Origin of the sequence: Streptomyces monomycini, assembly GCF_022271435.1 — a bacterium.
GTDB lineage: Bacteria > Actinomycetota > Actinomycetes > Streptomycetales > Streptomycetaceae > Streptomyces > Streptomyces monomycini.
In genome coordinates this window covers 21466-45158 of sequence record NZ_JAFIQY010000026.1, presented here as the reverse complement: position 1 = coordinate 45158, position 23693 = coordinate 21466, and the positions used below count along the sequence as shown (strand labels likewise).

Sequence of the window (23693 nt, the reverse complement as noted above, 5' to 3'; positions counted from 1 at the left end):
CGGGACCTGTGAGGGGCCCATGGGGAAGGGGCCAGGTGGGGCGAAGTCGGGCCATAGCTGCCCGCCAGGTGACGCGACTGCTCACCTGGGGCGGGCCAGGGCCTAGACTCCCGTGCGTACAGATCGTCGAAGTCGTTGAACAAGAGCAGTCAGGGAGCGAGGGCGGACGTGCCGGACGCGACCGTACGCACCAGCCTTGCCGCGGACTATTTCCAGGGGTACTCGGTCGTCGGGCTCATCGCCGTGATCGGAGTGCTCTTCGTGGCCGTGGCCTTCGGTGCCGGGCGGCTGCTGCGGCCCGTGGTGCCCACCCCGGAGAAACTGCTCACCTACGAATGCGGCGTGGACCCGGTGGGCGAGGACTGGGCACACACCCAGGTCCGCTACTACGTCTACGCCTTCCTCTACGTGATCTTCGCCGTCGACTCGATCTTCCTGTTCCCCTGGGCGACGGTCTTCGCCGCCCCCGGTTTCGGCGGCGTCACGCTGGTGGAGATGTTCATCTTCCTCGGCTTCCTCGCCGTCGGCCTGCTCTACGCATGGAAGAAGGGCGTCCTGGAATGGACGTGACGAACGCGAAGCCGGCCACCGCGACGGGCACCGAACTGCCCGTCGTGTCCGCCGGCGGCACCGTCGAACGACGCAAGCTGGGCCCGCTCGCCCGCTTGGCTCCCGAACCCATGAAGGTGGTCCTCAACTGGGGCCGCCGCTACAGCCTGTGGGTCTTCAACTTCGGGCTCGCCTGCTGCGCGATCGAGTTCATCGCCGCGTCGATGGCGCGGCACGACTTCATCCGGCTGGGCGTGATCCCGTTCGCACCGGGCCCCCGGCAGGCGGACCTCATGATCGTCTCCGGCACGGTGACGGACAAGATGGCGCCCGCGGTCAAACGGCTCTACGAGCAGATGCCGGAACCGAAGTACGTCATCTCCTTTGGAGCCTGTTCGAACTGCGGGGGGCCTTACTGGGACTCGTACGCGGTCACCAAGGGCGTCGACCAGATCATCCCGGTCGACGTGTACGTACCGGGCTGCCCGCCCCGGCCCGAGGCGTTGCTCCAGGGCATCCTCAAGCTTCAGGAGAAGATCGCCCGCGAGTCGCTGGGCGAGCGGTACGGGGCCGCGGGCAACGGTGCCGCGGGCAACGGCGACGTGCCTTCCGGGCCGTCGGCTGCCGCGTTGCGCAGCGGGCTGGTGACGCCGCCCACGCCGGGGGCGTCGGCGGAGGCGGGGGCCGGGGCTGATGCGCCCGGGTCCGACGCGTCCGGGTCCGACGCGTCCGGGGCTGCGGCGTCCGGGGCCGTGCCGGCCGGTGGCGAGGCGTCCGGGGACGCGACCGACGCCGGTGGCGGGAAGCCGAAGGGAGCGGGGGACCAGTGAGCGACGAACAGCCTCCGGTCCCGTCGTCCGAGGACGCGCCCGCAGACGCGGCCGACGCCGCCCGGCCGCCGTCCGAGCCCGCCGAGCCGTCCGAGCCCGCCGAGGCGCCGCCCGTCGGGTGGCTGCCCGGTTCCGCCACCGGGATCTTCGGTCCCGGCGCGACCGCCGACGAGGCGTACGACCTGCTGACCGTCGATGTACCCGCCGAGGCCTGGATCCCGGCGCTCACCGCCGCCCGCGACGACCTCGGATGCAGCTACTTCGACTGGCTGAGCGCGGTCGACGAGCCCGGCACCGGCTTCCGCGTCTGCGCCCACCTCGCCGACATCGCCCGGCCCGGCCGCGTACGGCGCCTGGTGCTGCGCACCACCGTCCCGCACGAGGCGGCCGTACTGCCCACCGCCACCGAGGTGTACGCGGGTGCCGGCTGGCACGAGCGGGAGACGCACGAGATGTTCGGCGTGGACTTCACCGGCCACCCGTACCTGGAGCCCCTCCTGCTCCCCGAGAACTTCGAGGGCCACCCGCTGCGTAAGGACTTCGTGCTCGCCGCACGGGTCGCCAAGGCGTGGCCGGGTGCGAAGGAGCCGGGAGAGTCCGAGCACGGCGGGCCCAAGCGCCGCCAGATGCTGCCGCCCGGCGTGCCCGACCCGAACGAGTGGGGACCGCTGAAGGGCCAGCTGCCGCCTGCCCCGGCCAGGCCCGCCCGTGGCGCGCGCGCGGCCGGTGCCCGTGCGGCCGGTGGGGCGGCGGGGGAGCGGCCTGTCCGCCGCACGCGTACGGCGGGCGCGGGCTCGGCGAGCCAGCAGAGCGCTGCGGACAGCGCGCAGACACCGGCCACGGAGGCGGCCGCCGCCGCCGGAACTCCGACTGCCGCCCCGACTGCCGCCCCGGCCCCGGCTCCGGCCGCCCGGCCGGAACGCCCTGCCCGCCGGACGCGCAGCGCCAGCCAGGGCTCGGCCAGCCAGCAGCCGACCGGTCAGCAGGCAGACCCGACGTCCGATCAGACGGCCGATCAGGCGTCCGATCAGACGTCCGGCCAGCAGGCCGGTCGATCGCCCGATCAGCAGTCCGGTCAGGCGCCCGCCGCCACGGGCTCCTCGGACGCCCCCTGGCACCACGCCCGCCCCGCGTTCGAGGACGAGCCGAAGGCCGGTGAGAAGCGCGCTGCCGAAGCCGCACCGGAAGCGGTTCCCGCGCCCGAAGCCGCACCCGCCCCCGAAGAAAAACCCGAGCCGCCCAGCACCGACGACGGCACCGGCACGGGCACCGGCGACGGCACGGGCACCGGCGACGGCGACGGCCCCCACGACACCCCCGGCCCCAGCGACGCAGCGGAAGAAGGCGGGACCAGACCATGAGCGACGCCCTCGACATCGCCCTGCGCCTGATCGCCGTCTTCGTCGCCTTCCTGGTCTTCCCGCTGGTCATCGGCCAGACCGAGCACAAGGTCATGGCCCATATGCAGGGCCGCCTCGGCCCCATGTACGCGGGTGGCTTCCACGGCTGGGCGCAGCTGGTCGCCGACGGTGTGAAGTTCGCGCAGAAGGAGGACGTCGTGCCGGCCGGTGCCGACCGGCGGATCTTCCAGCTCGCGCCCGCCGTCGCGCTCCTGCCGTATCTGCTCGTGCTGGTCGCCATCCCGCTCGGCCCGGGCAACGTGGTCGGGCAGTCGCTGGACGCGGGTATCTTCTTCGTCCTCGCCGTGATGGGCGTCGGCGTCCTGGGCTCGCTGATGGCGGGCTGGGCGTCGGCCAACAAGTTCTCGCTGCTCGGCGGATTGCGTACGGCCGCCCAGCTCCTCGCGTACGAACTGCCGATGCTGCTCGCCGCGGCGTCCGTCGCGATGGCCGCCGGAACGCTCTCGCTGCCCGGCATCCTGGACGCCTTCCACTGGTGGTGGGTGCCGTGGCAGATCGTCGGCGGCCTGGTCTTCTTCACGGCCGGGCTGGCCGAACTGCAGCGCCCGCCGTTCGACATGCCGGTGGCCGACTCCGAGATCATCTTCGGTGCGTACACCGAGTACACCGGGCTGCGCTTCGCGCTGTTCCTGCTCGCCGAGTACGCGGGCATCCTCGTCCTGTGCGCCCTGACCTCCGTACTCTTCCTCGGCGGCTGGCACGGACCGTTCGGCGCCGACGGGCTCGGCTGGCTGTGGATGCTGCTGAAGACCGCGGTCCTCGCCTTCGGCGTGATCTGGCTGCGCGTCAGCTACCCGCGGCTGCGTGAGGACCAGCTGCAGAAGCTGGCCTGGACGGTGCTGATCCCGCTGGCCCTCGCCCAGATCGCCCTCACCGGCGTCGTCAAGGTGGTGATCTCGTAATGGCCCCGGAGAATCCGGAGAAGAAGTCCGGCTGGCCCGGCAGCGGTCTGGCCAAGGGGCTGGCCGTGACCCTTCGGACGATGACGAAGCGTTCGGTCACCGAGCAGTACCCGGAGGTCCAGCCCGAGCTGGCACCGCGCACCCGCGGCGTGATCGGGCTGTTCGAGGAGAACTGCACGGTCTGCATGCTGTGCGCGCGCGAGTGCCCGGACTGGTGCATCTACATCGACTCCCACAAGGAGACGGTGCCGCCCGCCGCACCCGGCGGCCGCGAGCGCAGCCGTAACGTGCTGGACCGCTTCGCCATCGACTTCTCTCTGTGCATGTACTGCGGTATCTGCATCGAGGTGTGTCCTTTTGACGCGCTGTTCTGGTCGCCGGAGTTCGAGTACGCCGAGACCGACATCCACAACCTCACCCACGAGCGGGACAAACTCCGCGAATGGATGTGGACGGTGCCGGAACCGCCCGCCCTCGACCCCGCGGCCGAGGAGCCCAAGGAACTCGGGACCGCCCGCAAGGCCGCCGACAAACTCGCCGCACAGGAAGCGGCCGAGCGGGCCGCGGCCCAACAGCAGGCGGCCGGGGAAGCGCCCCGGAACGCCGCCCGGGAACAGGAGGGGGAAGCGTGACGCTCGCCGCCGCAAGCCACGGTTTCCTCTCCCCGACCGGGGTCGAGATCGCCTTCCTCCTGGTCGGCCTCGTCACCCTCGGCGCGGCCGTGGTCACCGTCACCACCAAGCAGCTGGTGCACGCCGCCCTGTGGCTGGTGGTCGCCCTCGGCGGTATCGCCGTGGAGTACCTGCTGCTGACCGCGGAGTTCATCGCCTGGGTGCAGGTCCTGATCTACGTCGGGTCCGTCGTCGTGCTCCTCCTGTTCGGACTGATGCTCACCAAGGCGCCCATCGGCCGCTCCGAGAACGCCGACTCGGGCAACCGCTGGGCCGCGCTCATCGTGGCCGTCGCCTCCGCCGCCGCGCTCGTCTGGGTCGTCACGGACGCGTTCCGTACGACCTGGATCGACCTGGACGGCGCGGTCCAGGGCTCCACCGAAGCCTCCGGGCGCAGCCTGTTCCAGTACTGGGTGCTGCCGTTCGAAGCGCTCTCCGTCCTCCTCCTCGCCGCCCTCGTCGGCGCGATCGTGCTCTCCCGCAAGAACGACGACCGCGAGCGGTCCGACGGCAGCGAACGGCCCGGCTCCGGCAAGCAGTCCGGCCCTCGTGAGCAGTCCGGCTCCCGTGAGCAGCCCGGCTCCCGCGAACGGCCCGGTGACCGCGCACGTCTCAGAGAGGACCAAGGCTGATGCATCTCGCCTATCCCGCCGTCCTCGCCGTCCTCCTGTTCTGCGTCGGTCTGTACGGCGTCCTCGCCCGCCGCAACGCGATCCTCGTCCTGATGTCGGTCGAGCTGATGCTCAACGCCGTCAACCTGAACCTGGTGGCGTTCGACGTGTGGCTGCGCGACAAGCTGCACGCCGGCCAGGCCCTCACCCTCTTCACCATCGCCGTGGCCGCCGCCGAGATCGGCATCGGCCTGGCGATCGTCCTGCTCGTCTACCGCAACCGCGGCAGCTCGGACGTGGACCGCCTCCGCGACCTCGCCGAGCGCCCGGACGGCAGCGACCCGGACGACGGCAGCGACCCGAACGACGACACCCCCGGCCGGCCGCGGCCGGACCACCGGGCGGAGGCCGCCGCGTGACGACCACGACCACCGCCGTACTCGTACCCCTCCTCCCCTTCCTCGGGGCCCTCGCGGGCCTCCTCCTCGGCCGCCGGGCGCCTGGCTTCGTGCGCCCGCTGGCCATCTTGCCGACCGTCGCCGCGGCCGCCCTGGCCGTCGTCGTGGCCGTCTCGCAGGGCGGCGGCGCGGGCGCGGGGAAGGCTCCGGTGGACGCCGCGACCCGGCTCACCCCGACCGGCTCCGTCCCCATCGACCTCGCCCTGCACATCGACGGCTTCGCCGCCCTCGTCGCCGTCCTCGTGGCCGTCGTCGCCTGCTGCGTGCAGCTCTACTCGACCGGCTACCTGCGCGACGACCCGCGCTACCCCTCCTACGCCGCCCTGGTCTCCCTCTTCACCGCCGCGATGCTGCTGGTCGTCTACTCCGGCGACCTCATGGTGCTGCTGGTGGGCTGGGAGATCATGGGCATCTGCTCGTACTTCCTGGTCGGCCACTACTGGGAGACCGAAGCCGCCCGCTCCGCCTCCCTCAAGGCGTTCCTCGTCACGAAGCTGGGCGACGTCCCCTTTCTCTTCGGCATCTTCGCGCTCGCCGCCGACGCCGGCACGTTCCGGATCACCGGCATCCTCAAGACCGTGGCCGTCGGCGGCCTGGACCACCCCACGCTCATCGCGCTGCTGCTCCTGGCCGGTGTCGCGGGCAAGTCCGCACAGTTCCCGCTGCACACCTGGCTGCCCGACGCGATGGCCGGCCCGACCCCGGTCTCGGCGCTCATCCACGCGGCCACCATGGTCGCCGCCGGTGTCTACTTCGTCGCCCGTCTCCTCCCCGTCTTCGCGGCGTCCGCCACCGCGATGGTCGTCCTCGCCGTCATGGCCGCGGTCACCATGGTCGGCTCCGGTCTCGCCGCCCTGGCGCAGGACGACATCAAACGCGTCCTGGCCTATTCGACGGTCGGCCAGCTCGGCTACATGACCGGCGCCCTGGCCGTCGGCGACCGCGGCGCCGCCGTCTTCCACCTCCTGTCGCACGGCGCGTTCAAGGCCCTGCTCTTCCTCGCCGCCGGTGTGGTCATCCACGCCGCCGGCACCAACTCGCTGGCCGCCATGTCACGGATGCGCGGCCTCGCCCGGCGCATCCCCGACGCCTACTGGACGATGACGGTCGCGCTGCTCGCCCTGGCCGCCATCCCCCCGTTCGCCGGCTTCTTCTCCAAGGAAGCCGTCCTGGGCGCCGCCGAACACGCCGCCACCGGTCATCCGACGGCCTCCGGCACCCTCGCCGCCGTCCCCGCCGCGGCGGGCTGGACCGTCCTGCTCGCCGGACTGCTCACCGCCCTCCTCACCGCCGGGTACGCGGCCCGGCTGTGGCTGCTGGCCTTCCACGGCAAGGGCCCCGAACCCGCTCCCGACCACGGCAAGCAGCCGCTCGTCATGAACACCGTGCTGTGGGTGCTGTTCGTCCCCACCCTCGCGCTGGGCCTCGCCACCCCCGTCCTGCCCGACTGGTTCGACGGCCGCTCGCTGACCCCGACCCTGACCACCTCCGTCCTGGGCACCGGCGTCGCCCTCGTCGGCGCCCTGGTCACCTACGGTGCCTGGCGGCACACCACCGCTCTCGCGGCGCGCGTCCCGCTCGGCGCGGTCGCCGTGGACCCGGACGCCGCCCCCGCGGACTCCGAGGAGCGCGCCATCGCCACCCACGCCGCGGCTTACGGCGACAACGCCGGCGCCCCGGACCCCGCCGACCCCGGCCGGCTCCTCCTGGGACCGCTGCACCGCCCCGCCGCCGTCGGCTTCCACCTCGACGCCGTCTACACCGCCCTGTTCGTCCGGCCGGTGCGGGCCGCGGCCCGGCTCGTGCGCTTCCTCGACCGCGAGGTCGTCGACACGTACGTCAACGGCGCGGGCACCGCCTCCCGCTGGCTGGGAGCCGCCGTCCGCCGCGCCCAGACCGGCAATGTGCAGACCTACCTGGGCGCGCTGCTCGCGGGCTCGTTCGTCCTGGCCGTCGCCGTCGTCCTCGTCGCTACGGGCACGGGAGCCTGACCGTGAATCACACCGCTATGCAGCTTCTCCTCGCGGCCGTCGTCGTCCTGCCCCTGCTGGGCGCGGTCGCCGCTCTGCTCCCCGCCCCGCCCGGCCTCAAGGGCCGCGACCCCGGCCAGGCCGTACTGCGCCACGGTGTGACCGTCACCGGTGCCGTGCTGGCCGCGGCCGTCGCGCTCGCCGTCGGATTCGACCACGACCACCCGGCCCGGATGCAGGCCACCACCGACATCAGCTGGATCCAGGCGCTCGGCATCCGGATCCATCTCGGCATCGACGGCATCTCACTCCCCCTCCTCGTCCTGACCGCGCTGCTGACCTTCCTCTGCGCGCTCTACAGCTACTTCCACCTGCCCGCGGGCCCGTCCCCCAAGGCGTTCGTGGCCCTGCTCCTGGTCCTGGAGGCCGGCACCCTCGCCACCTTCGCCGTCCTGGACCTCGTGCTGTTCTTCCTCGCCTTCGAGATGGTCCTCGTCCCGATGTACTTCCTCATCGCCCGCTGGGGCGGTGCGCAACGGACGTACGCGGCGTGGAAGTTCATCCTCTACACCCTCCTCGGCTCGGTCGTGATGCTGCTGGGCCTCCTGCTCGTCGGCCTGAAGTCCGGCACGTTCGACATGGTGGCACTCGCCACTGACAACGGCCCGAACTCCCAGCTCAGCCACACCGTCCAGCTGCTCGCGGTGCTCGCGATCGGCATCGGACTGGCCGTCAAGGCACCGATGTGGCCCCTGCACAGCTGGCTGCCCGACGCGCACACCGCCGCCCCGACCGTCGGCTCGGTGCTGCTGGCCGGCGTCCTGCTGAAAATGGGGACGTACGGCTTCGTGCGCATCGCGCTGCCCATCGCGCCGGACGGCATGCACACCTTCGCCCCGTACCTCGCCGCCTTCGCCGCCGTCGGCATCGTCTACGGCTCGCTCGCGTGCCTGGCGCTCGCCCGGCGCGGCGCGAAGGGCGACCTCAAGCGGCTGATCGCGTACAGCTCGGTCGGCCACATGGGCTTCGTGCTGCTCGGCATCGCGACCATGACACCGACCGGCGTCAACGGCGCGCTGTTCGCCAACATCGCGCACGGCCTGATCACCGGCCTCCTCTTCTTCCTGGTCGGCGCCCTCAAGGACCGGTACGGCACCACCGACCTGGACCGGCTCGCGGGCCGCGCCGGCGCCGCCCTGTACGGGCGCGCACCGCGCTTCGGCGGCCTGCTGGCGTTCGGCGCCATCGCCTCCCTCGGCCTGCCCGGGCTCGCCGGGTTCTGGGGCGAGATGCTGGCCATGTTCGGCGCGTTCGAACCTGCCGCGGGCCTCAGCCGTCCCGCGTTCCTCACCTTCATGGCGCTGGCCGGCCTCGGCACGCTCCTCACCGCCGCGTACCTGCTGATCGTCGTACGGCGGGTGTGCATGGGGGGCAAGGAACCGGCGGAGGACGGCGGGGCCGGAGCCCTCGGGACCGCGGGCTCCGAGGAGTCCGGAGCCACCCGTACCGCCCCCGTGATTCCCGACCTGGCCCGCTACGAATACGCGGCCTGGTCGCCCCTCGCCGTGCTCACCGTCCTCGCCGGCCTGTGGCCCGCGGCCCTCCTCGGCCTCACCGACCCGGCCGTCCAGCAGCTCCTCGGAGGCGGTAAGTGATGAGTTCCGTGACCTCCCTCGTCCAGTCCGTCGACTGGGTCGCCGTCGCACCGCCCACCATCACTGCCGTCGTCGCCCTGGCCGTCCTGGTCGCCGACCTGTTCGTCCCGCGGCACCGCAAGCCGCTCCTCGGCTGGTGCGCGATCGGCGGCCTCGCGCTGGCCGCGCTCTCGCTGCTGCCCCTCGTGGCGGGGGACCGCCGTACCTTCTGCCTGACCACGGACCCGGGCGTGTGCAGCTACGCCGCCGACCACTTCGCCGTCGTCGTCCAGTTCCTGGTGCTGGCCGGCGCCCTGCTCACCGCCCTGCTGTCGGTCACCGCCGTCGAGGACCACCGGCTGCCCGCCGGCGAGTTCTGGTTCCTGCTGCTGTCCTCCGCGGCGGGCGCGGCCCTGCTGCCCGCCTCCCGGGATCTGGCGACCCTCGTCATCGCCCTGGAAGTGGCCTCGCTGCCCGCCTTCGCCCTCGTAGGGCTCCGGCGCGCGGACCGCCTCTCCTCGGAGGCGGCCCTGAAGTTCTTCCTGTCCTCGGTGGCGGCCACCGCGGTCATGCTCCTGGGCGTCAGCTTCGTCTACGCGGCGACCGGCAGCCTGCACCTGTCCCGCGTCGCCACCACCCTCACGGACCTGCCCGACCCGCAACTGGCCACCCTGGCCACGGCGGGCGTCGCCCTGACCCTCGTCGGCTTCGCCTTCAAGACCGCCGCCGTGCCGTTCCACTTCTGGGTGCCCGACACCTACGTGGGCGCGCCGCTGCCGATCGCCGCCTACCTCTCCGTCATCGGCAAGGCCGTCGGCTTCTCGGGCCTCATCCTGGTCACGGTCGAGGGCTTCCCCTCGTACGCGGACGTCTGGGGCCCGGCCGTCGCGGTCCTCGCCGCCCTAACCATGACCGTCGGCAATGTCGCCGCGCTGCGCCAGGCCCCGGAGCGCGCGCACAGCGCGGTACGCCTGCTCGCCTGGTCCTCGGTGGGCCAGGCGGGCTACCTCCTGGTGCCGATCGCCGCCGCCGGGTACGCCGACGACGCGGCGCACGCCATCGGCGCGACCGTCGCGTACGCCCTGATGTACGCGGCCGTGAACCTCGGCGCGTTCGGGGTCGCCGCCCTCGTGGCCCGTACGAGCCCCGCCAACCGCATCAGCGACTACCGCGGCCTCGTCACGCGCCGCCCACTGGCCGCCCTCGCCCTCGGCTTCTTCCTGCTCTGCCTCGCGGGCCTGCCGCCCGGCATCATCGGCCTGTTCGCCAAGGTCACGGTCTTCTCGGCGGCGGTGGACGCGGGTCTGGCCTGGCTCGCCGTCGTCATGGCCGTCAATGTGGTCATCGCGCTCTACTACTACCTCCAGTGGACGGCGGTGCTCTTCCGTACGGCGGGGGAGACGGCCGAGGGCGAGGTCGCGGCTGAGCGGCGCGTGAAGGTCGGCGCCGCAGCGGGTGCTGGGACCGGAGCGGTCGACGACGGGGCGGAGGGGGCCCGTGCCCAGGCCCCCGGGGCGGCCGGACCGGCCGACCTCCCCAAGGCGAAGGTCCCGGCTCCACTGGCCGCCGCGATCGCCCTCGCCGCCGTCCTCGGCATCGTCCTTTCCGGCGCGCCGCAGCTCGTCCTCCGGTTCGCCTCCGGCGCACTCCTCTGAGCGGGCCGGGCGGGCGTTCCCGGCGCATCTCCTGATCGCGGGCCGTTCCTGGTCGCTGTCCGCTCCTGACCGCGGTCCGTTTCTGACCGCTGTCCGTTCCTGACCGCTGTCCGCGCACGGTCCGGCCACCACCCGGCCGCTTTCCTTCCCTCCGGACGCGATCTCCGGCCACTCCGGAACGGTTCCGCGGCCGCCTGCTGTCCGGAATACGACCGCCCGCGACCACCCCCGCAGGAGCGCACGGAAGACACCCGTGCGCGGGCTCACTCGCACGGCCGTACGCCGTCCCCGCATGCACAAGGGAACTAGCACCCCTCATCTGGCGTTGACCAGACAGAAAGGGTCCACTGAAAAGTGGAGGAAACGTCAGCAAAGGGTTCCCCTGCCGCACCACCTGGAGGGCGTACCGTGCACCGCAGGCACAACGGGCTCAAGACCGCCGTACTCCTCGGGGGACTGTCCGCACTCATCATCGTCATCGGCGGACTTTTCGGCCGTACGGGCCTGATCGTCGCGGTCCTCGTGGCCCTGGGAACCAACGCCTACGCGTACTGGAACAGCGACAAACTCGCACTACGGGCGATGCGCGCCCGCCCGGTGAGCGAGTTCCAGGCACCGCAGCTCTACCGCATGGTCCGCGAGCTCTCCACGGCCGCGCGCCAGCCCATGCCCCGGCTGTACATCTCACCGACCCAGGCGCCCAACGCCTTCGCCACCGGCCGCAACCCCCGCAACGCCGCCGTCTGCTGCACGGACGGCATCCTGCACCTCCTGGACGAACGCGAACTGCGCGGTGTCATCGGGCACGAACTCAGCCATGTCTACAACCGCGACATCCTCATCTCGTCCGTGGCCGGAGCGCTGGCCTCGGTGGTGATGTTCCTGGTCAACTTCGCCTGGCTGATTCCCATAGGCCGCTCCGACGACGAGGAGGGCCCCGGCTTCCTGGGGACGCTCCTGATCATGATCCTCGGGCCGGTGGCGGCCTCCCTCATCCAGCTGGCCGTCAGCCGCTCCCGCGAGTACCAGGCCGACGCCTCCGGCGCCCAGCTCACCGGCGACCCGCTCGCCCTGGCCTCCGCGCTCCGCAAGCTGGAGGCGGGCACCCAGCAGCTCCCGCTGCCGGCCGAACCGCGGCTGGAGACGGCGAGCCACATGATGATCGCCAACCCGTTCCGGCCCGGCGACGGCATGACCAAGCTCTTCTCGACCCACCCGCCGATGCGTGAGCGCATCAGCCGCCTGGAGCAGATGGCGGGCCGTCAGTCCTGACACCGCCCGTCCGTCCTGTCACCGACCCGTCGGACACCGTCCGTCAGTTCTGATGCCGACCCGTCAGTCCTGACACCGGGCCGGTTCCCGCCGCCCGTACCGGGCCGGCCGCGACCTGGCCGTGACCGGCCGCAACTGTTTCCGACCACCGCAGCGTCTACCTGGAGGAAAGACACCACCACCGCACCACGCAGGTGCACGGAAGGCTGCCGACCATGAAGCTCATCCTCAACGTCATCTGGCTGATCCTGAGCGGCTTGTGGATGGCCATCGGTTACGTCATCGCGGGCATCATCTGCTGCATTCTGATCATCACGATCCCCTTCGGCGTCGCTTCGTTCCGTATCGCGGGCTATGCGCTGTGGCCCTTCGGCCGTACGACGGTGGAGCGGCGCGACGCGGGCGCGGGCTCGGTGATCGGCAACGTCATCTGGGTCGTCTTCGCGGGCTGGTGGCTGGCGCTGGGTCACATCGTCACGGGCGCCCTGCAGTGCGTGACGATCATCGGCATCCCGTTCGGCATCGCCAACTTCAAGATGATCCCGATCTCCCTGCTTCCGCTCGGCCGCGAGATCGTCCCGACGGACCAGCCCTTCGCCGGGCGTTACTGAGCCGAGGCCGACAGCCGGGCGCTCCCGGGCGTTCCCGGGCGCCCTGGACGGCCGGCCCGGCCCCGACCCGGCCCCGGCCCGTCCTCTCACCGCCGTACGAGCCCCCGAGGCGTCACGTACCGCTGGAAACCGAGCGGGGTGACGCCCGGGATGCCCGCGATCAGGTTCATCACCGCGCCGCCCTGCTGCAACGACGTCTCGACCGTGCGCTGGTGCGCGGCCTCGTCCGTCCACTCGCTGTAGTTGAAGACCCGGGTGCCGTCCTCGCTGATGTGGAAGTTCGAGGAGATGCCGCCGGACCCGGTCCGCGAGGTCTCGGCCGAACCCGGCTGCACCTCGCCCAGCAGGTCCAGCAGGCCGTCGACGAGCTGCTGCGCGGCCTCGTGCCCCGTCGTCTCGAAGGAGACGGCCACCACGCACCCCGGCTCCGGCTGCTCACCCTGCGGCAGCAGGCTGCGGTAGTAGCGGTAGCGCCGCGCCCCGCCCGCCTCGACGGCCTGTTGGGACGCCCCTGCCCGCCCCTCCTCCCACTGCCCGAAGCCGAGTACGGTGCGGCCGTCCGTACCGGTGAGGTAGACCTGCGAGACCAGCCCGTCCGGCAGCGGCGCCGCCCGCAGCGCCCGCGCGGCGCCCTCGGCCATGGCCTGCTGCCGCTCGGGGTTCTCCGCGTCCCACTCGCTGATCAGCACGGTGCCGACGCCGGCCCGCCGGATGTCGGGGAAGGTGTCCACCCGGAAGGCGTCCGGGTCCGGGGTGCCGCCCGGTGCGGTGTGGTGGACGTACTCGGCCTGCTGGGTGTGCGTTTCCGAAGTCATGCGAACAGCCTCCGACCTCAACCAAGATTGAGGTCAAGCGCCGGGTCTCGACATGCGCGCGGTGTGCGAGGGTGTCCCCTTCGAGGCCGATTCGGGACACGGGGGGTGGGCGTCGGTGAGGGAACGAACAGGCAGACGGGTCACGGCACTTCTGACGGCCGTCGCCGCGACGGTGCTGCTCGGGCCGGGCGCCGCCGCACCGTACGGGAACGGCGGGCGGCCCTCCTTCACGCTCCGCTCCCACGAGCCCTTCGTCCTCCCCGCGGACGATCCGGAGACCGGCCGCGTCGACGCCCGTGCGGCCGTCCCCCGCCTGACACCCGCCTTCGAGAACACCGGGGACGTCCCGGCGGCCCGCGGTGTGGTGCTGGCCGTGAAGGTCAGCAACGCGGTCTTCGACGTCGTCGGCGCCGCCGAGGGCCATGACAACTGCTACTACCCGGTGGGCGGCAGCTCGGTCTTCTGCGAATTCCCGGACGCCGTGCCCGTGGGAGCCGCGTACGAGACCGCCGAGCCGCTCCCGGCGGTCACCAGTGAGCACGTCACGGTCGAGGGGGCGTACCGCTACGCCGTCTGGCCGCTGGGCGACCCGCCCCCGTACGCCGAGGACTACAAGAGCTCCGGCCGACGCGGCTCGGAGCCCGCGCTCGGCCTGGTACCGGTCGCCGGCGACACGGTCGAGGGCGGCGGGGAACTGCGCTTCGCCTCGCCCTCGAACAGCAAGAAGGCGGACTGGAAGGTCAAGGGCGTCACGCTCCGCGGCAGGGTCGGGGAGTACGCCACCGCGGAGATGGCGAACATCGGCGACGGGGCCGGCGGGGTGCGCGTGGAGCTGCCGCCGGGGACGTCGTTCGCCCCGCTGACGAGGGAGGAGCGGGAGGGGACCCCCTCCGAGATCTCCACCTGCTGGCAGGACGACCTGGACGGACACATTCAGTGCGGCGGTCAGCCCAACTACGAGGACCTGCGCGTACGGATCGACCGGCGGGTGGACGGCGCCGAGGGAAAGGTCTCGGTACGCGAGCCCATCGAGGGGGACACCGACCCCACGAACAACACGGCACCGATCAGGCTGGAGATCACGGACACCGCTCCGCCCGGCAAGGCCGCCCCGCCCGTCCCGGCCGAACCCGGAGCGTCCCCCGCACCGGATGCTGCCCGGGACGCCGGCCGTCCCCGGAAGGCCGAGCTGGCCGTGGCCGCTGCCGCCGCCGCTCTCGCACTGGCGACCGTTCTGTTCACGCGCCGCAAGCGCGCCCGGCAGGCAGGCGACCCGGGATAGAGAAGGCGTGGGGGAACAAGGCGTGCGGAACAAGGCGTGCGGAACGCGACGGGGGCGCGGCGCCGAGACGGTTCTCGGTGCCGCGCCCCCGGTCGTTTCCGTCGCCGGGCGCACCGGCGGAACGCCGATGGACTACCGGTAGTTCACGTACTGCAGCGCGAAGTCCAGGTCCTTGCCCTTCAGCAGCTGCTGCACGGCCTGGAGGTCGTCCCGGCTCTTCGAGCTGACGCGCAGCTCGTCGCCCTGCACCTGCGCCTTGACGCCCTTCGGGCCCTCGTCGCGGATGATCTTGGCGACCTTCTTCGCGTTCTCCTGCGAGATGCCCTCTTCGAGGGAGGCGAAGATCTTGTACTCCTTGCCGGAGGCCTCCGGCTCGCCCGCGTCCAGGGCCTTCAGCGAGATCCCGCGCTTGACCAGCTTGGACTGGAAGATGTCGAGGACGGCCTTCACACGCTCCTCGGCGTTGGCCCGCATCTCGATCTTCTCGCCCGACCACTTGATCGACGCGTCCACGCCCTTGAAGTCGTAGCGCTGCGAGATCTCCTTGGCGGCCTGGTTGAGGGCGTTGTCGACCTCCTGCCGCTCGACCTTCGAGACGATGTCGAAACTGGAGTCGGCCATCTTGAGTTGGCTCCTCGTACATAGATCCGTCAGGGGTACGGCCCACCTGGGACCGCTACGCAAGCCTAGTCACCCCGAGCATGATCGGTCCGGGAAGAACCGAGTGGCGAACCACCCCCGGCCATCGGGTATGGTTTACGTCGTTGCCACGGAGCGACGCCACACCGGCGGATCTCCCGGCAGCAAAACCCATGGCGGTGTGCCCGAGCGGCCAAAGGGAGCAGACTGTAAATCTGCCGGCTCAGCCTTCCCAGGTTCGAATCCTGGCGCCGCCACAGGTCCGAAAAGGCCCTGGTCCGTGAGAACGGATCAGGGCCTTTTCGCTTGCCGGATTCTCGCCGTACGAGGGCCGGGGCCCCGCAGCGCGTACGCCGCGGAGCGGGGCCCGGACGGCTCAGTCGGCCGCGACCGCCCGGACGGCCTCGTCGACCGGAGTGCCGCCGCTGATCAGCTCCAGCGTGCGGCCGATCGTGCGCGGCTCGTCCAGGAGGGCGGCGAGTACGGCCGCCACGTCGTCCCGGGGGATCGCGTCGCGGCCGGTCGACTCGGCCAGCCGGACCAGGCCGGTGCCCGGGTCGTCCGTCAGGCGGCCCGGCCGCAGGATCGTCCAGTCCAGGCCGGAACGGGCGCGTACGTCGGCGTCCGCGGCGCCCTTGGCCCGCAGATACGCGGCGAACACCTCGTCGGTGCCCGCCGGCGGTTCCGTGTCGGCGCCCATCGACGACACGACCACGAAGCGCCGCACGCCGGCCGCCTCCGCCGCGTCCGCGAAGAGGGACGCGGCGCCGCGGTCCACCGACTCCTTGCGGTCGATGCCGCTGCCCGGCCCGGCTCCCGCCGCGAAGACCGCCGCGTCCGCCCCTTCGAGGTGCCGGGCGATGTCTGCGACGGTGGCCGTCTCCAGGTCGCAGACGACCGGCTCGGCACCGGCGGACAGCAGGTCCCCGGCCTGTTCGGGCCGGCGGATGATGCCCGCCACCTCGTCCCCGCGCCCGGCGAGCAGTCGCTCCAGCCGCAGCGCGATCTGACCATGTCCACCTGCGATGACAATGCGCATGATCCCGACCGTACGCCTGTCACCCGGCCCGGCGCGGCAGCCCGGGCGGCCGGAGGCGCATCGGGGCCCGGCCTCCTTCGCTCACCGCTGCGACTGACGCGGCAGTTCCAGCGCCACCACCGCCGCCGAGTCGCAGTACTCGCGCACCGCGCTCGTCCGGGCCACCACGCGTCCCTGGTGGACGACGATCCGGCTGTACGCGAGGGACAGCACCCCGGCGAGGCTCTCGCCCCGTACGGCCAGCAGTTCGGCGGGGAAGCCCGCTTCGACGCGGACTTCCGGCAGGCCCAGCGTCGCGCGGGCGGCCGTGCTGACCGCCCCGTAGGCGGTCTCGGGGCCCGCCTCGCCCATGGAGACCAGCAGGTACGCCGCCTCCAGGGGGTCACCGCGGCCCACCGGGTTCGCTGCGTCGCGCAGGGCGCCGCTGCCCGCCGCCACCCGGACGCCGGCCGCGCGGAGCAGCCGTACGGGCGCTGAGCGGGTCGCCAGGCCGCCCGTGGCCCCGCCGTGCCCCGGCTGGGCGCCCTGCCGCTCCAGGGCCGCACAGCCGCCCTGTGGCAGGCAGACGACCGTCACGCCGGCGGCCGCGAGCTGCTCGGCGGTGCGCGCCGCCACCTCCGGCGGCAGCGCCGACAGGCCCGCGCAGGGTCCGAGGGTCACGCCGGGCCGCAGCCCGCCCGCCATCGCGGCGAACCGGGCGAGGCGCGCGGGGTCGTCGCCGTCGGTGTGCAGGTCCACCGCGCAGCCGTGCTCGTTCGCCAGCTCCAGGACGGTCTCGGCGTATCCGGCGGGGTCGGGGTCGAGGTCCGGGCAGCCGCCGACCACCGTGGCGCCCATCTTGAGAGCGTCCCGCAGCATCGCCAGTCCGTCCGCGCCGGCCGCCCCGGTGAGCAGCCGCGGCACCGCGACCGCGGACAGCTCGGCCAGTCCGCGCAGCGACCGGCCCGCCTGGAGGACGGCCTCCAGCGACCGCAGCCCCTGGACGTCGCCGATCCGTACGTGGGCGCGCAGGGCCGTCGCGCCGTGGCCGAGTTGCAGCAGGGCCGCCTCGGTGGTGCGGCGCTGCACGGCTTCGAGCGTGTCGGCGACGGGGCCGGCGGCGTCGGCGGTCAGCGCGGTGTCGCAGTGCGCGTGCGGCTCGGCGGGGGCCGGGAGCAGCAGGTATCCGCCGAGGTCGACGCGGGAGCCCTGCGGGGCGAGGCTGCCCGCCGTGCCGACCGCCTCGATGCGCCCGCCGCTGAGCCGTACGTCCACCACGCGGCCGTCGGCGAGCCGGGCGTCGCACAGGACCAGGGTGCCTGCCGCGGCGCCCGTGCCGTCGCTGCCCGTGGCCCTCTCGGGCCCCGGCTGCGGCTGACTGCTGTCGGACATCGCGCTCCTCGAAGGACCGGGCGTGCAAGATCACGCAGCGTGGTCCGAGCCTAGGGGGCGCTCCGGGGAGCTTCACGGAGGCGCGAAATAGTCGTACCGGTGTGGTGCCGGGGGCGGCCGGGGCGGGGCTGCGGATACGGATTTCACCTTTGGCGGCAGGCCGTGTAATGTCTTCATCGCTCGCCCCAATAGCTCAGTCGGCAGAGCGTCTCCATGGTAAGGAGAAGGTCTACGGTTCGATTCCGTATTGGGGCTCTGATGTGTGAGGTATCCCGCCTTCGGGCGGGGTCCACTCGCATCACAGCGGTGTAGCTCAGTCGGTAGAGCAAGCGGCTCATAATCGCTGTGTCACCGGTTCAAGTCCGGTCACCGCTACTGACAGTAGCCGATTGTGGGGTCGGTCCTCCGATCGGCTACTCTTCTATGCGTTCATCCGTCCATCCGTCCGTCAAGGAGCACTCACGTGGCTGCCACCGACGTCCGCCCGAAGATCACGCTGGCCTGCGTGGAGTGCAAGGAGCGGAACTACATCACCAAGAAGAACCGGCGTAACGACCCGGACCGTCTTGAGATGAAGAAGCACTGCCCGCGCTGCAACTCGCACACCGCACACCGCGAGACGCGATAACACCAGGCTCGTCCGCGAGGCCGTCCCCAGTCCTTGGGGGCGGCCTCGCGGCGTTGTGGTGCGACGGCGGCGGCGCGCGGCGTGGTGCCGCCCCGCTGCGCCGGCGTGCCGGTATGGCAAGGTCAGGTTCTTTGCAGGGACCACTTCAGGGAGGTTGCGAGCCCATGGCGCTCGACCAGTCCTTTGTCGGGCGGAGCTACCCGGCCACCGCTCCTTACGAGGTCGGCCGGGAGAAGATCCGCGAATTCGCCGAGGCGATCGGGGACCCCGCGCCGGCGTACACCGACGCCGAAGCCGCCAGGGCGCTCGGTCACCCCGATGTGATCGCCCCGCCGACCTTTGTGTTCTCCATCACTTTCCGGGCGGCCGGACAGGTGGTCGAAGATCCGCAGCTGGGTCTCGATTACAGCCGGGTGGTGCACGGCGACCAGAAATTCGTCTACACCCGCCCGGTGCGCGCCGGCGACCGGCTGACGGTCACCTCGACCATCGAGGCGATCAAATCCATGGCGGGAAACGACATTCTCGATATCCGTGGTGAGGTGCACGACGAAGCGGGCGAGCACGTGGTGACCGCTTTCACGAAGCTGGTGGCGCGCGCCGCCGGGCAGGAGGGCTGACGCGATGACGGCGAAGATCTCTTACGACGACGTCGAGGCCGGCACCGAACTCCCGGCGCAGACCTTTCCTGTGACCCGTGCCACGCTCGTGCGCTACGCGGGCGCCTCCGGTGACTTCAACCCGATCCACTGGAACGAGAAGTTCGCCAAGGAGGTCGGCCTGCCCGACGTGATCGCGCACGGCATGTTCACCATGGCCGAGGCGGTCCGCGTGGTCACCGACTGGACCGGCGACCCGGGCGCCGTCGTCGAGTACGGCGTGCGCTTCACCAAGCCCGTCGTGGTGCCCAACGACGACGAGGGCGCGGTCATCGAGGTCAGCGCCAAGGTCGCGGCCAAGCTGGACGACCAGGCCCGTACGGTCCGGGTCGACCTGACCGCGACCAGCGCCGGGCAGAAGGTGCTCGGGATGTCGCGCGCGGTGGTGCGGCTCGCCTGAGCCGAGTGATCGTCACTGCACGGGGGCGGCCCGGCCGGAGCGGCGGACCGCCCCCGTACTCTTGAGCCCGTGCAGGAACTCACCGATGCTCCCCTCGCCCCGCTGACCACCTTCCGCCTCGGCGGTCCGGCCACCCGGCTGCTCACCGCGACCACGGACGACGAGGTGGTCGCGGCCGTCCGCGAGGCCGACGCGGCGGGCACGCCGCTGCTGGTCATCGGCGGCGGCAGCAACCTGGTCATCGGCGACAAGGGCTTCGAGGGCACCGCGCTGCGCATCGCCACCCGCGGCTTCGCGCTGGACGGCACCGGCCTGACGCTGGCCGCGGGCGAGAACTGGTCCGACGCGGTGGCCCGTACGGTCGAGGCCGGGCTCGCGGGCATCGAGTGCCTGGCCGGCATCCCCGGCTCGGCGGGTGCCACGCCCATCCAGAACGTGGGCGCGTACGGACAGGAAGTGTCCTCCACCATCACCGAGGTGGTCGCGTACGACCGCACGGTGGGCGAGACCGTGACCCTTTCGAACGCCGAATGCGCGTTCTCGTACCGCCACAGCCGTTTCAAGGAGCACCCCGGCCGGTTCGTCGTGCTGCGCGTGCGCTTCGCCCTGGAGGACGCGGGCGGCCTGTCCGCGCCGATCAAGTACCCGGAGACCGCCCGCACCCTCGGTGTCGAGGCGGGCGACCGGGTGCCGGCCGCCGACGCCCGCGAGACCGTGCTCAAGCTGCGGGCCGGCAAGGGCATGGTGCTGGACCCGGAGGACCACGACACCTGGTCGGCGGGCTCCTTCTTCACCAACCCGGTCCTCACCGAGACCCAGTACGCGGACTTCCTCGCCCGCGTCCAGGAGCGCCTCGGCGCGGACGTCGCCCCGCCCGCCTTCCCGGCGGGGGAGGGGCGCGTGAAGACCTCGGCCGCCTGGCTCATCGACCGCGCCGGCTTCACCAAGGGTTACGGCGACGGCCCGGCCCGCATCTCCACCAAGCACACCCTCGCCCTCACCAACCGCGGCGAGGCCACCACCGCGGACCTGCTCGCGCTGGCCCGCGAGGTCCGTGAGGGCGTCCGCGCGGCCTTCGGCGTCACGCTGGTCAACGAGCCGGTGACGGTCGGCGTCACCCTTTAGGACGCGCCGGAGCCCGGTGGAGCCAGGACGCGTCGGGGCTCGGAAGGCTCAGCCTTCCCCGAGCCACGCCGCCACCCCCGCCAGCAGCTCCCGCCGCACGCCCTCCGGCGCCCGCGAGCCCTCGATCGACTGGCGGGCCAGCTCGGCCAGCTCCGCGTCCGAGAAGCCGTGCGCCGCGCGCGCGATCTCGTACTGCTCCGCCAGCCGGGAGCCGAACAGCAGCGGGTCGTCGGCGCCCAGCGCCATCGGGACCCCGGCGTCGTACAGCGTGCGCAGCGGTACGTCCTCCGGCTTCTCGTAGACGCCCAGGGCCACGTTCGACGCCGGGCAGACCTCGCAGGTCACCCCGCGCTCGGCCAGCCGCCGCAGCAGCGCCGGGTCCTCCGCCGCCCGCACCCCGTGGCCGACACGGGACGCGTGCAGGTCGTCCAGGCAGTCCCGCACGCTCGAAGGACCGGACAGCTCGCCGCCGTGCGGCGCCGCCAGCAGCCCGCCCTCACGGGCGATGGCGAAGGCCCGGTCGAAATCGCGCGCGAAACCGCGCCGCTCGTCGTTGGAGAGACCAAAACCGATCACGCCGTGGTCGGCGTAGCGGACCGCGAGACGGGCCAGCGTACGGGCGTCCAGGGGGTGCTTCATCCGGTTCGCGGCCACCAGGACCCGTATCCCGAGGCCGGTGTCCCGGGAGGCGGCGCGCACCGCGTCCAGGATGATCTCCAGCGCCGGGATCAGCCCGCCCAGCCGGGGCGCGTACGAGGTCGGGTCGACCTGGATCTCCAGCCAGCCCGAGCCGTCCCGTACGTCCTCCTCGGCGGCCTCCCTGACCAGCCGCTGGATGTCCTCCGGGGAGCGCAGGCAGGAGCGTGCGATGTCGTACAGCCGCTGGAAGCGGAACCAGCCGCGCTCGTCCGTGGCCCGCAGCCTCGGCGGCTCGCCGCCCTTCAGGGCCTCCGGCAGGTGCACGCCGTACTTGTCGGCGAGCTCCAGCAGGGTCGACGGCCGCATCGACCCCGTGAAGTGCAGGTGCAGGTGGGCCTTGGGCAGCCCTCGGACATCGCGTACACGTTCCATCCCAGGATCTTGCCGTACGGGCCCGACGCGCCGGTAGGCCCTTTCCCGAACGAGCGCCCGCCCGAAAGCAGATGCGGGCCCCGGGGAAGCCCCGGGGCCCGCGCATCCGCCGCTGTGCGCTACTTGGCCTCGGCCAGCAGCTTCTGGACCCGCGAGATGCCCTCGACCAGGTCCTCGTCACCGAGCGCGTACGACAGGCGCAGGTAGCCCGGCGTGCCGAACGCCTCACCCGGGACGACCGCCACCTCGGCCTCCTCCAGGATCAGCCCGGCCAGCTCCACGCTGGTCCGCGGGCGCTTGCCGCGGATCTCCTTGCCGAGCAGGCCCTTGACCGACGGGTAGGCGTAGAACGCGCCCTCCGGCTCGGGGCACAGCACGCCCTCGATCTCGTTGAGCATCCGCACCATCGTCTTGCGGCGCCGGTCGAAGGCGACCTTCATCTCCTCGACGGCGTCCAGGTCGCCGGAGACCGCGGCGATGGCCGCCGCCTGCGCCACGTTGGAGACGTTGGAGGTGGCGTGCGACTGGAGGTTCGCCGCGGCCTTGATCACGTCCTGCGGGCCGATGGCCCAGCCCACCCGCCAGCCGGTCATCGCGTACGTCTTGGCCACGCCGTTGACGATGATGCACTTCTCGCGCAGCTCCGGGACCACGACCGGCAGCGAGGAGAACTCCGCGTCGCCGTAGACCAGGTGCTCGTAGATCTCGTCCGTCAGGACCCACAGGCCGTGCTCGGCGGCCCAGCGGCCCACCGCCTCGACCTGCTCGCGGGTGTAGACCGCGCCGGTCGGGTTGGACGGCGAGACGAACAGCAGCACCTTCGTACGGTCGGTACGGGCCGCCTCCAGCTGCTCCACGGAGACCCGGTAACCGGTGGTCTCGTCGGCCACCACGTCCACCGGCACGCCGCCCGCCAGCCGGATCGACTCCGGGTAGGTGGTCCAGTACGGGGCCGGCACGATGACCTCGTCGCCCGGGTCCAGGATCGCCGCGAACGCCTCGTAGATCGCCTGCTTGCCACCGTTGGTGACCAGCACGTTCGCCGCCTCGACCGCGTACCCCGAGTCGCGCAGCGTCTTCGCCGCGATGGCGGCCTTCAGCTCGGGCAGGCCGCCGGCCGGGGTGTAGCGGTGGAACTTCGGGTCGCGGCAGGCCTCGACGGCGGCCTCGACGATGTAGTCCGGCGTGGGGAAGTCGGGCTCACCGGCGCCGAAGCCGATCACCGGACGCCCGGCGGCCTTGAGGGCCTTCGCCTTGGCGTCCACGGCGAGGGTCGCGGACTCGGAGATCGACCCGACGCGGGCCGACACCCGACGGTCGGTGGGGGACTGTGCGGGAGGAGTAGCGCTCATGTACTGCATGTTCCCAGACCGCCGTCGGGGCGGGCACACGGGTTTGCGGGCACCACCTCGGGGCTTTCTGTTCGACGCCCGGCCGCGAACCACGTACACTCGCAGACCGTTGGCCCCCGACAGGGCGCGAACGGTCACGCACCTCGTGCAGTGGCCGGGATGCGGTAGGTTGGGGGAACCACAAAGGGTCGTAGCTCAATTGGTAGAGCACTGGTCTCCAAAACCAGCGGTTGGGGGTTCAAGTCCCTCCGGCCCTGCTACACGCACTCGTTGCCGAGTCGCGTGCACGCGTACGTACTGAAATGCACCGCCGTGCGGCTCTACCGGGCGCGGCACGGCCAACGACCCGGATTCAGGTGAGGACGAGTGACGGACGCCCTGGGCTCCATCGACATGCCTGAGCGCGGTCGTTCCGAAGACGAGGGCTCGGACGCGAAGAAGCCCCGCCGCGGCGGCAAGCGCGGCAAGAAGGGCCCGTTCGCCCGCCTCGCACTCTTCTACCGGCAGATCATCGCCGAACTCCGCAAGGTCGTCTGGCCCACGCGGGGACAGCTCTCGACGTACACCACTGTGGTGATCGTCTTCGTCGTCATCGTCATCGGTCTTGTAACCGTGATTGACTTGGGATTCAACGAGGCCGTCAAGTACGTCTTCGGCTGATCCCGCGAAGGGCGCCTTTGCGGGCGCCCCTTTGCATGTTCAACCCCTTGAAGCCAGGAAGAAGCAGC

24 protein-coding genes and 4 tRNA genes are annotated in these 23693 nt (G+C 72.0%); 22 read left to right on the top strand and 6 right to left on the bottom strand.

Annotated elements, in window-relative coordinates:
- Positions 1 to 168: 168 nt before the first annotated feature.
- The 12 genes from JXZ78_RS25875 to JXZ78_RS25820 all read left to right on the top strand — a co-directional run bounded on the left by JXZ78_RS25875 (position 169) and on the right by JXZ78_RS25820 (position 12584).
- A complete protein-coding gene (locus tag JXZ78_RS25875) occupies positions 169 to 570 on the top strand; it encodes an NADH-quinone oxidoreductase subunit A (RefSeq protein ID WP_030017033.1) in 402 nt (133 codons plus the stop codon).
- Positions 561 to 1379 carry an NADH-quinone oxidoreductase subunit B gene (locus JXZ78_RS25870; protein WP_050501950.1) on the top strand — a complete coding sequence of 273 codons (819 nt, stop codon included), beginning with the start codon at positions 561 to 563 and terminating at the stop codon, positions 1377 to 1379. Before JXZ78_RS25875 ends, JXZ78_RS25870 begins: the two co-directional genes overlap by 10 nt.
- Positions 1376 to 2740: an NADH-quinone oxidoreductase subunit C gene (locus JXZ78_RS25865; RefSeq protein ID WP_063726002.1), complete on the top strand. Its 1365-nt coding sequence runs from the start codon at positions 1376 to 1378 to the stop codon at positions 2738 to 2740. Before JXZ78_RS25870 ends, JXZ78_RS25865 begins: the two co-directional genes overlap by 4 nt.
- Entirely contained in the window at positions 2737 to 3702 is a 966-nt protein-coding gene (locus JXZ78_RS25860) for a complex I subunit 1/NuoH family protein (RefSeq protein WP_030017030.1), read from the top strand. Before JXZ78_RS25865 ends, JXZ78_RS25860 begins: the two co-directional genes overlap by 4 nt.
- Positions 3702 to 4334 carry a NuoI/complex I 23 kDa subunit family protein gene (locus JXZ78_RS25855; RefSeq protein ID WP_050501949.1) on the top strand — a complete coding sequence of 211 codons (633 nt, stop codon included), beginning with the start codon at positions 3702 to 3704 and terminating at the stop codon, positions 4332 to 4334. Before JXZ78_RS25860 ends, JXZ78_RS25855 begins: the two co-directional genes overlap by 1 nt.
- Complete coding sequence (locus JXZ78_RS25850; RefSeq protein WP_030017028.1) at positions 4331 to 5005, top strand: NADH-quinone oxidoreductase subunit J family protein; 675 nt, start codon at positions 4331 to 4333, stop codon at positions 5003 to 5005. The genes JXZ78_RS25855 and JXZ78_RS25850 overlap by 4 nt, the downstream gene beginning before the upstream one ends.
- Positions 5005 to 5403: an NADH-quinone oxidoreductase subunit NuoK gene (gene nuoK, locus JXZ78_RS25845; RefSeq protein WP_030017027.1), complete on the top strand. Its 399-nt coding sequence runs from the start codon at positions 5005 to 5007 to the stop codon at positions 5401 to 5403. The genes JXZ78_RS25850 and nuoK overlap by 1 nt, the downstream gene beginning before the upstream one ends.
- Positions 5400 to 7433, top strand: coding sequence for an NADH-quinone oxidoreductase subunit 5 family protein (locus JXZ78_RS25840; RefSeq protein WP_030017026.1), 2034 nt, complete (start codon positions 5400 to 5402; stop codon positions 7431 to 7433). The genes nuoK and JXZ78_RS25840 overlap by 4 nt, the downstream gene beginning before the upstream one ends.
- A 17-nt stretch (positions 7434 to 7450) precedes the next feature.
- Entirely contained in the window at positions 7451 to 9067 is a 1617-nt protein-coding gene (locus JXZ78_RS25835; RefSeq protein ID WP_030017025.1) for a complex I subunit 4 family protein, read from the top strand.
- Positions 9067 to 10701 carry an NADH-quinone oxidoreductase subunit N gene (locus JXZ78_RS25830; protein WP_030017024.1) on the top strand — a complete coding sequence of 545 codons (1635 nt, stop codon included), beginning with the start codon at positions 9067 to 9069 and terminating at the stop codon, positions 10699 to 10701. Before JXZ78_RS25835 ends, JXZ78_RS25830 begins: the two co-directional genes overlap by 1 nt.
- A 408-nt stretch (positions 10702 to 11109) precedes the next feature.
- Positions 11110 to 11973: a zinc metalloprotease HtpX gene (gene htpX / locus JXZ78_RS25825; RefSeq protein WP_030017023.1), complete on the top strand. Its 864-nt coding sequence runs from the start codon at positions 11110 to 11112 to the stop codon at positions 11971 to 11973.
- A 215-nt stretch (positions 11974 to 12188) separates the two neighbouring features.
- Positions 12189 to 12584 (top strand): YccF domain-containing protein, encoded by a 396-nt coding sequence (locus JXZ78_RS25820; protein ID WP_030017022.1) that lies wholly within the window; start codon positions 12189 to 12191, stop codon positions 12582 to 12584.
- A gap of 86 nt (positions 12585 to 12670) precedes the next feature.
- Here JXZ78_RS25820 and JXZ78_RS25815 read toward each other — a convergent pair whose 3' ends face one another.
- Positions 12671 to 13399 (bottom strand): antibiotic biosynthesis monooxygenase, encoded by a 729-nt coding sequence (locus JXZ78_RS25815; RefSeq protein WP_050501948.1) that lies wholly within the window; start codon positions 13397 to 13399, stop codon positions 12671 to 12673.
- Positions 13400 to 13514: 115 nt separating this feature from the next.
- On the opposite strand from JXZ78_RS25815, the gene JXZ78_RS25810 reads away from it, so the two are divergent.
- Positions 13515 to 14681, top strand: a complete 1167-nt coding sequence (locus JXZ78_RS25810) for a hypothetical protein (protein ID WP_157851439.1) — start codon at positions 13515 to 13517, stop codon at positions 14679 to 14681.
- A 132-nt stretch (positions 14682 to 14813) separates the two neighbouring features.
- Here JXZ78_RS25810 and JXZ78_RS25805 read toward each other — a convergent pair whose 3' ends face one another.
- Positions 14814 to 15302 carry a YajQ family cyclic di-GMP-binding protein gene (locus tag JXZ78_RS25805; RefSeq protein ID WP_030017019.1) on the bottom strand — a complete coding sequence of 163 codons (489 nt, stop codon included), beginning with the start codon at positions 15300 to 15302 and terminating at the stop codon, positions 14814 to 14816.
- A gap of 193 nt (positions 15303 to 15495) precedes the next feature.
- Between JXZ78_RS25805 and JXZ78_RS25800 the strand changes: the two genes are divergently transcribed.
- Positions 15496 to 15577: transfer RNA gene (locus tag JXZ78_RS25800), tRNA-Tyr, on the top strand.
- Positions 15578 to 15696: 119 nt separating this feature from the next.
- On the opposite strand, the gene JXZ78_RS25795 is transcribed toward JXZ78_RS25800, so the two are convergent.
- Together JXZ78_RS25795 and JXZ78_RS25790 are read right to left on the bottom strand one after the other, a co-directional pair.
- Complete coding sequence (locus JXZ78_RS25795; RefSeq protein ID WP_030017018.1) at positions 15697 to 16359, bottom strand: SDR family oxidoreductase; 663 nt, start codon at positions 16357 to 16359, stop codon at positions 15697 to 15699.
- A gap of 81 nt (positions 16360 to 16440) precedes the next feature.
- A complete protein-coding gene (locus JXZ78_RS25790; RefSeq protein ID WP_030017017.1) occupies positions 16441 to 17730 on the bottom strand; it encodes an amidohydrolase family protein in 1290 nt (429 codons plus the stop codon).
- A 182-nt stretch (positions 17731 to 17912) separates the two neighbouring features.
- Here JXZ78_RS25790 and JXZ78_RS25785 point away from each other — a divergent pair.
- The 6 genes from JXZ78_RS25785 (at position 17913) to JXZ78_RS25760 (ending at position 20542) form a co-directional block, all read left to right on the top strand.
- Positions 17913 to 17985, top strand: a tRNA-Thr gene (locus tag JXZ78_RS25785).
- A gap of 47 nt (positions 17986 to 18032) precedes the next feature.
- Positions 18033 to 18105 (top strand) — tRNA-Met (locus JXZ78_RS25780).
- Between the two features lie 88 nt (positions 18106 to 18193).
- On the top strand, positions 18194 to 18358 hold the full coding sequence (gene rpmG / locus JXZ78_RS25775; protein WP_006604855.1) for a 50S ribosomal protein L33: 165 nt from the start codon (positions 18194 to 18196) through the stop codon (positions 18356 to 18358).
- A 164-nt stretch (positions 18359 to 18522) separates the two neighbouring features.
- Entirely contained in the window at positions 18523 to 18978 is a 456-nt protein-coding gene (locus JXZ78_RS25770; protein WP_030017016.1) for a MaoC family dehydratase N-terminal domain-containing protein, read from the top strand.
- Positions 18979 to 18982: 4 nt separating this feature from the next.
- Positions 18983 to 19417, top strand: coding sequence for a MaoC family dehydratase (locus tag JXZ78_RS25765; RefSeq protein WP_030017015.1), 435 nt, complete (start codon positions 18983 to 18985; stop codon positions 19415 to 19417).
- Positions 19418 to 19486: 69 nt separating this feature from the next.
- Positions 19487 to 20542: a UDP-N-acetylmuramate dehydrogenase gene (locus JXZ78_RS25760; protein ID WP_030017014.1), complete on the top strand. Its 1056-nt coding sequence runs from the start codon at positions 19487 to 19489 to the stop codon at positions 20540 to 20542.
- Positions 20543 to 20590: 48 nt separating this feature from the next.
- On the opposite strand, the gene JXZ78_RS25755 is transcribed toward JXZ78_RS25760, so the two are convergent.
- Both JXZ78_RS25755 and JXZ78_RS25750 read right to left on the bottom strand, forming a co-directional pair.
- On the bottom strand, positions 20591 to 21613 hold the full coding sequence (locus JXZ78_RS25755; protein ID WP_030017013.1) for an adenosine deaminase: 1023 nt from the start codon (positions 21611 to 21613) through the stop codon (positions 20591 to 20593).
- 119 nt (positions 21614 to 21732) lie between these two features.
- Positions 21733 to 22965: a pyridoxal phosphate-dependent aminotransferase gene (locus JXZ78_RS25750; RefSeq protein ID WP_033036936.1), complete on the bottom strand. Its 1233-nt coding sequence runs from the start codon at positions 22963 to 22965 to the stop codon at positions 21733 to 21735.
- Between the two features lie 184 nt (positions 22966 to 23149).
- Between JXZ78_RS25750 and JXZ78_RS25745 the strand changes: the two genes are divergently transcribed.
- Together JXZ78_RS25745 and secE are read left to right on the top strand one after the other, a co-directional pair.
- A tRNA-Trp gene (locus tag JXZ78_RS25745) sits at positions 23150 to 23222 on the top strand.
- Between the two features lie 109 nt (positions 23223 to 23331).
- Positions 23332 to 23625, top strand: a complete 294-nt coding sequence (secE, locus tag JXZ78_RS25740; RefSeq protein WP_030017011.1) for a preprotein translocase subunit SecE — start codon at positions 23332 to 23334, stop codon at positions 23623 to 23625.
- Positions 23626 to 23693: the final 68 nt, after the last annotated feature.

What these genes read in the sequence shown, in the direction of transcription:
- JXZ78_RS25855 (WP_050501949.1), top strand. Translation starts at nt 3,702, where the DNA reads ATGGCCCCGGAGAATCCGGAGAAGAAGTCCGGCTGGCCCGGCAGCGGT.
- JXZ78_RS25830 (WP_030017024.1), top strand. Translation starts at nt 9,067, where the DNA reads ATGAGTTCCGTGACCTCCCTCGTCCAGTCCGTCGACTGGGTCGCCGTC.
- JXZ78_RS25860 (WP_030017030.1), top strand. Translation starts at nt 2,737, where the DNA reads ATGAGCGACGCCCTCGACATCGCCCTGCGCCTGATCGCCGTCTTCGTC.
- JXZ78_RS25805 (WP_030017019.1), bottom strand. Translation starts at nt 15,302, where the DNA reads ATGGCCGACTCCAGTTTCGACATCGTCTCGAAGGTCGAGCGGCAGGAG.
- JXZ78_RS25870 (WP_050501950.1), top strand. Translation starts at nt 561, where the DNA reads ATGGACGTGACGAACGCGAAGCCGGCCACCGCGACGGGCACCGAACTG.
- JXZ78_RS25765 (WP_030017015.1), top strand. Translation starts at nt 18,983, where the DNA reads ATGACGGCGAAGATCTCTTACGACGACGTCGAGGCCGGCACCGAACTC.
- JXZ78_RS25790 (WP_030017017.1), bottom strand. Translation starts at nt 17,730, where the DNA reads ATGTCCGACAGCAGTCAGCCGCAGCCGGGGCCCGAGAGGGCCACGGGC.
- JXZ78_RS25770 (WP_030017016.1), top strand. Translation starts at nt 18,523, where the DNA reads ATGGCGCTCGACCAGTCCTTTGTCGGGCGGAGCTACCCGGCCACCGCT.
- JXZ78_RS25815 (WP_050501948.1), bottom strand. Translation starts at nt 13,399, where the DNA reads ATGACTTCGGAAACGCACACCCAGCAGGCCGAGTACGTCCACCACACC.
- JXZ78_RS25750 (WP_033036936.1), bottom strand. Translation starts at nt 22,965, where the DNA reads ATGAGCGCTACTCCTCCCGCACAGTCCCCCACCGACCGTCGGGTGTCG.
- JXZ78_RS25795 (WP_030017018.1), bottom strand. Translation starts at nt 16,359, where the DNA reads ATGCGCATTGTCATCGCAGGTGGACATGGTCAGATCGCGCTGCGGCTG.
- JXZ78_RS25835 (WP_030017025.1), top strand. Translation starts at nt 7,451, where the DNA reads ATGCAGCTTCTCCTCGCGGCCGTCGTCGTCCTGCCCCTGCTGGGCGCG.
- nuoK (WP_030017027.1), top strand. Translation starts at nt 5,005, where the DNA reads ATGCATCTCGCCTATCCCGCCGTCCTCGCCGTCCTCCTGTTCTGCGTC.
- JXZ78_RS25820 (WP_030017022.1), top strand. Translation starts at nt 12,189, where the DNA reads ATGAAGCTCATCCTCAACGTCATCTGGCTGATCCTGAGCGGCTTGTGG.
- JXZ78_RS25755 (WP_030017013.1), bottom strand. Translation starts at nt 21,613, where the DNA reads ATGGAACGTGTACGCGATGTCCGAGGGCTGCCCAAGGCCCACCTGCAC.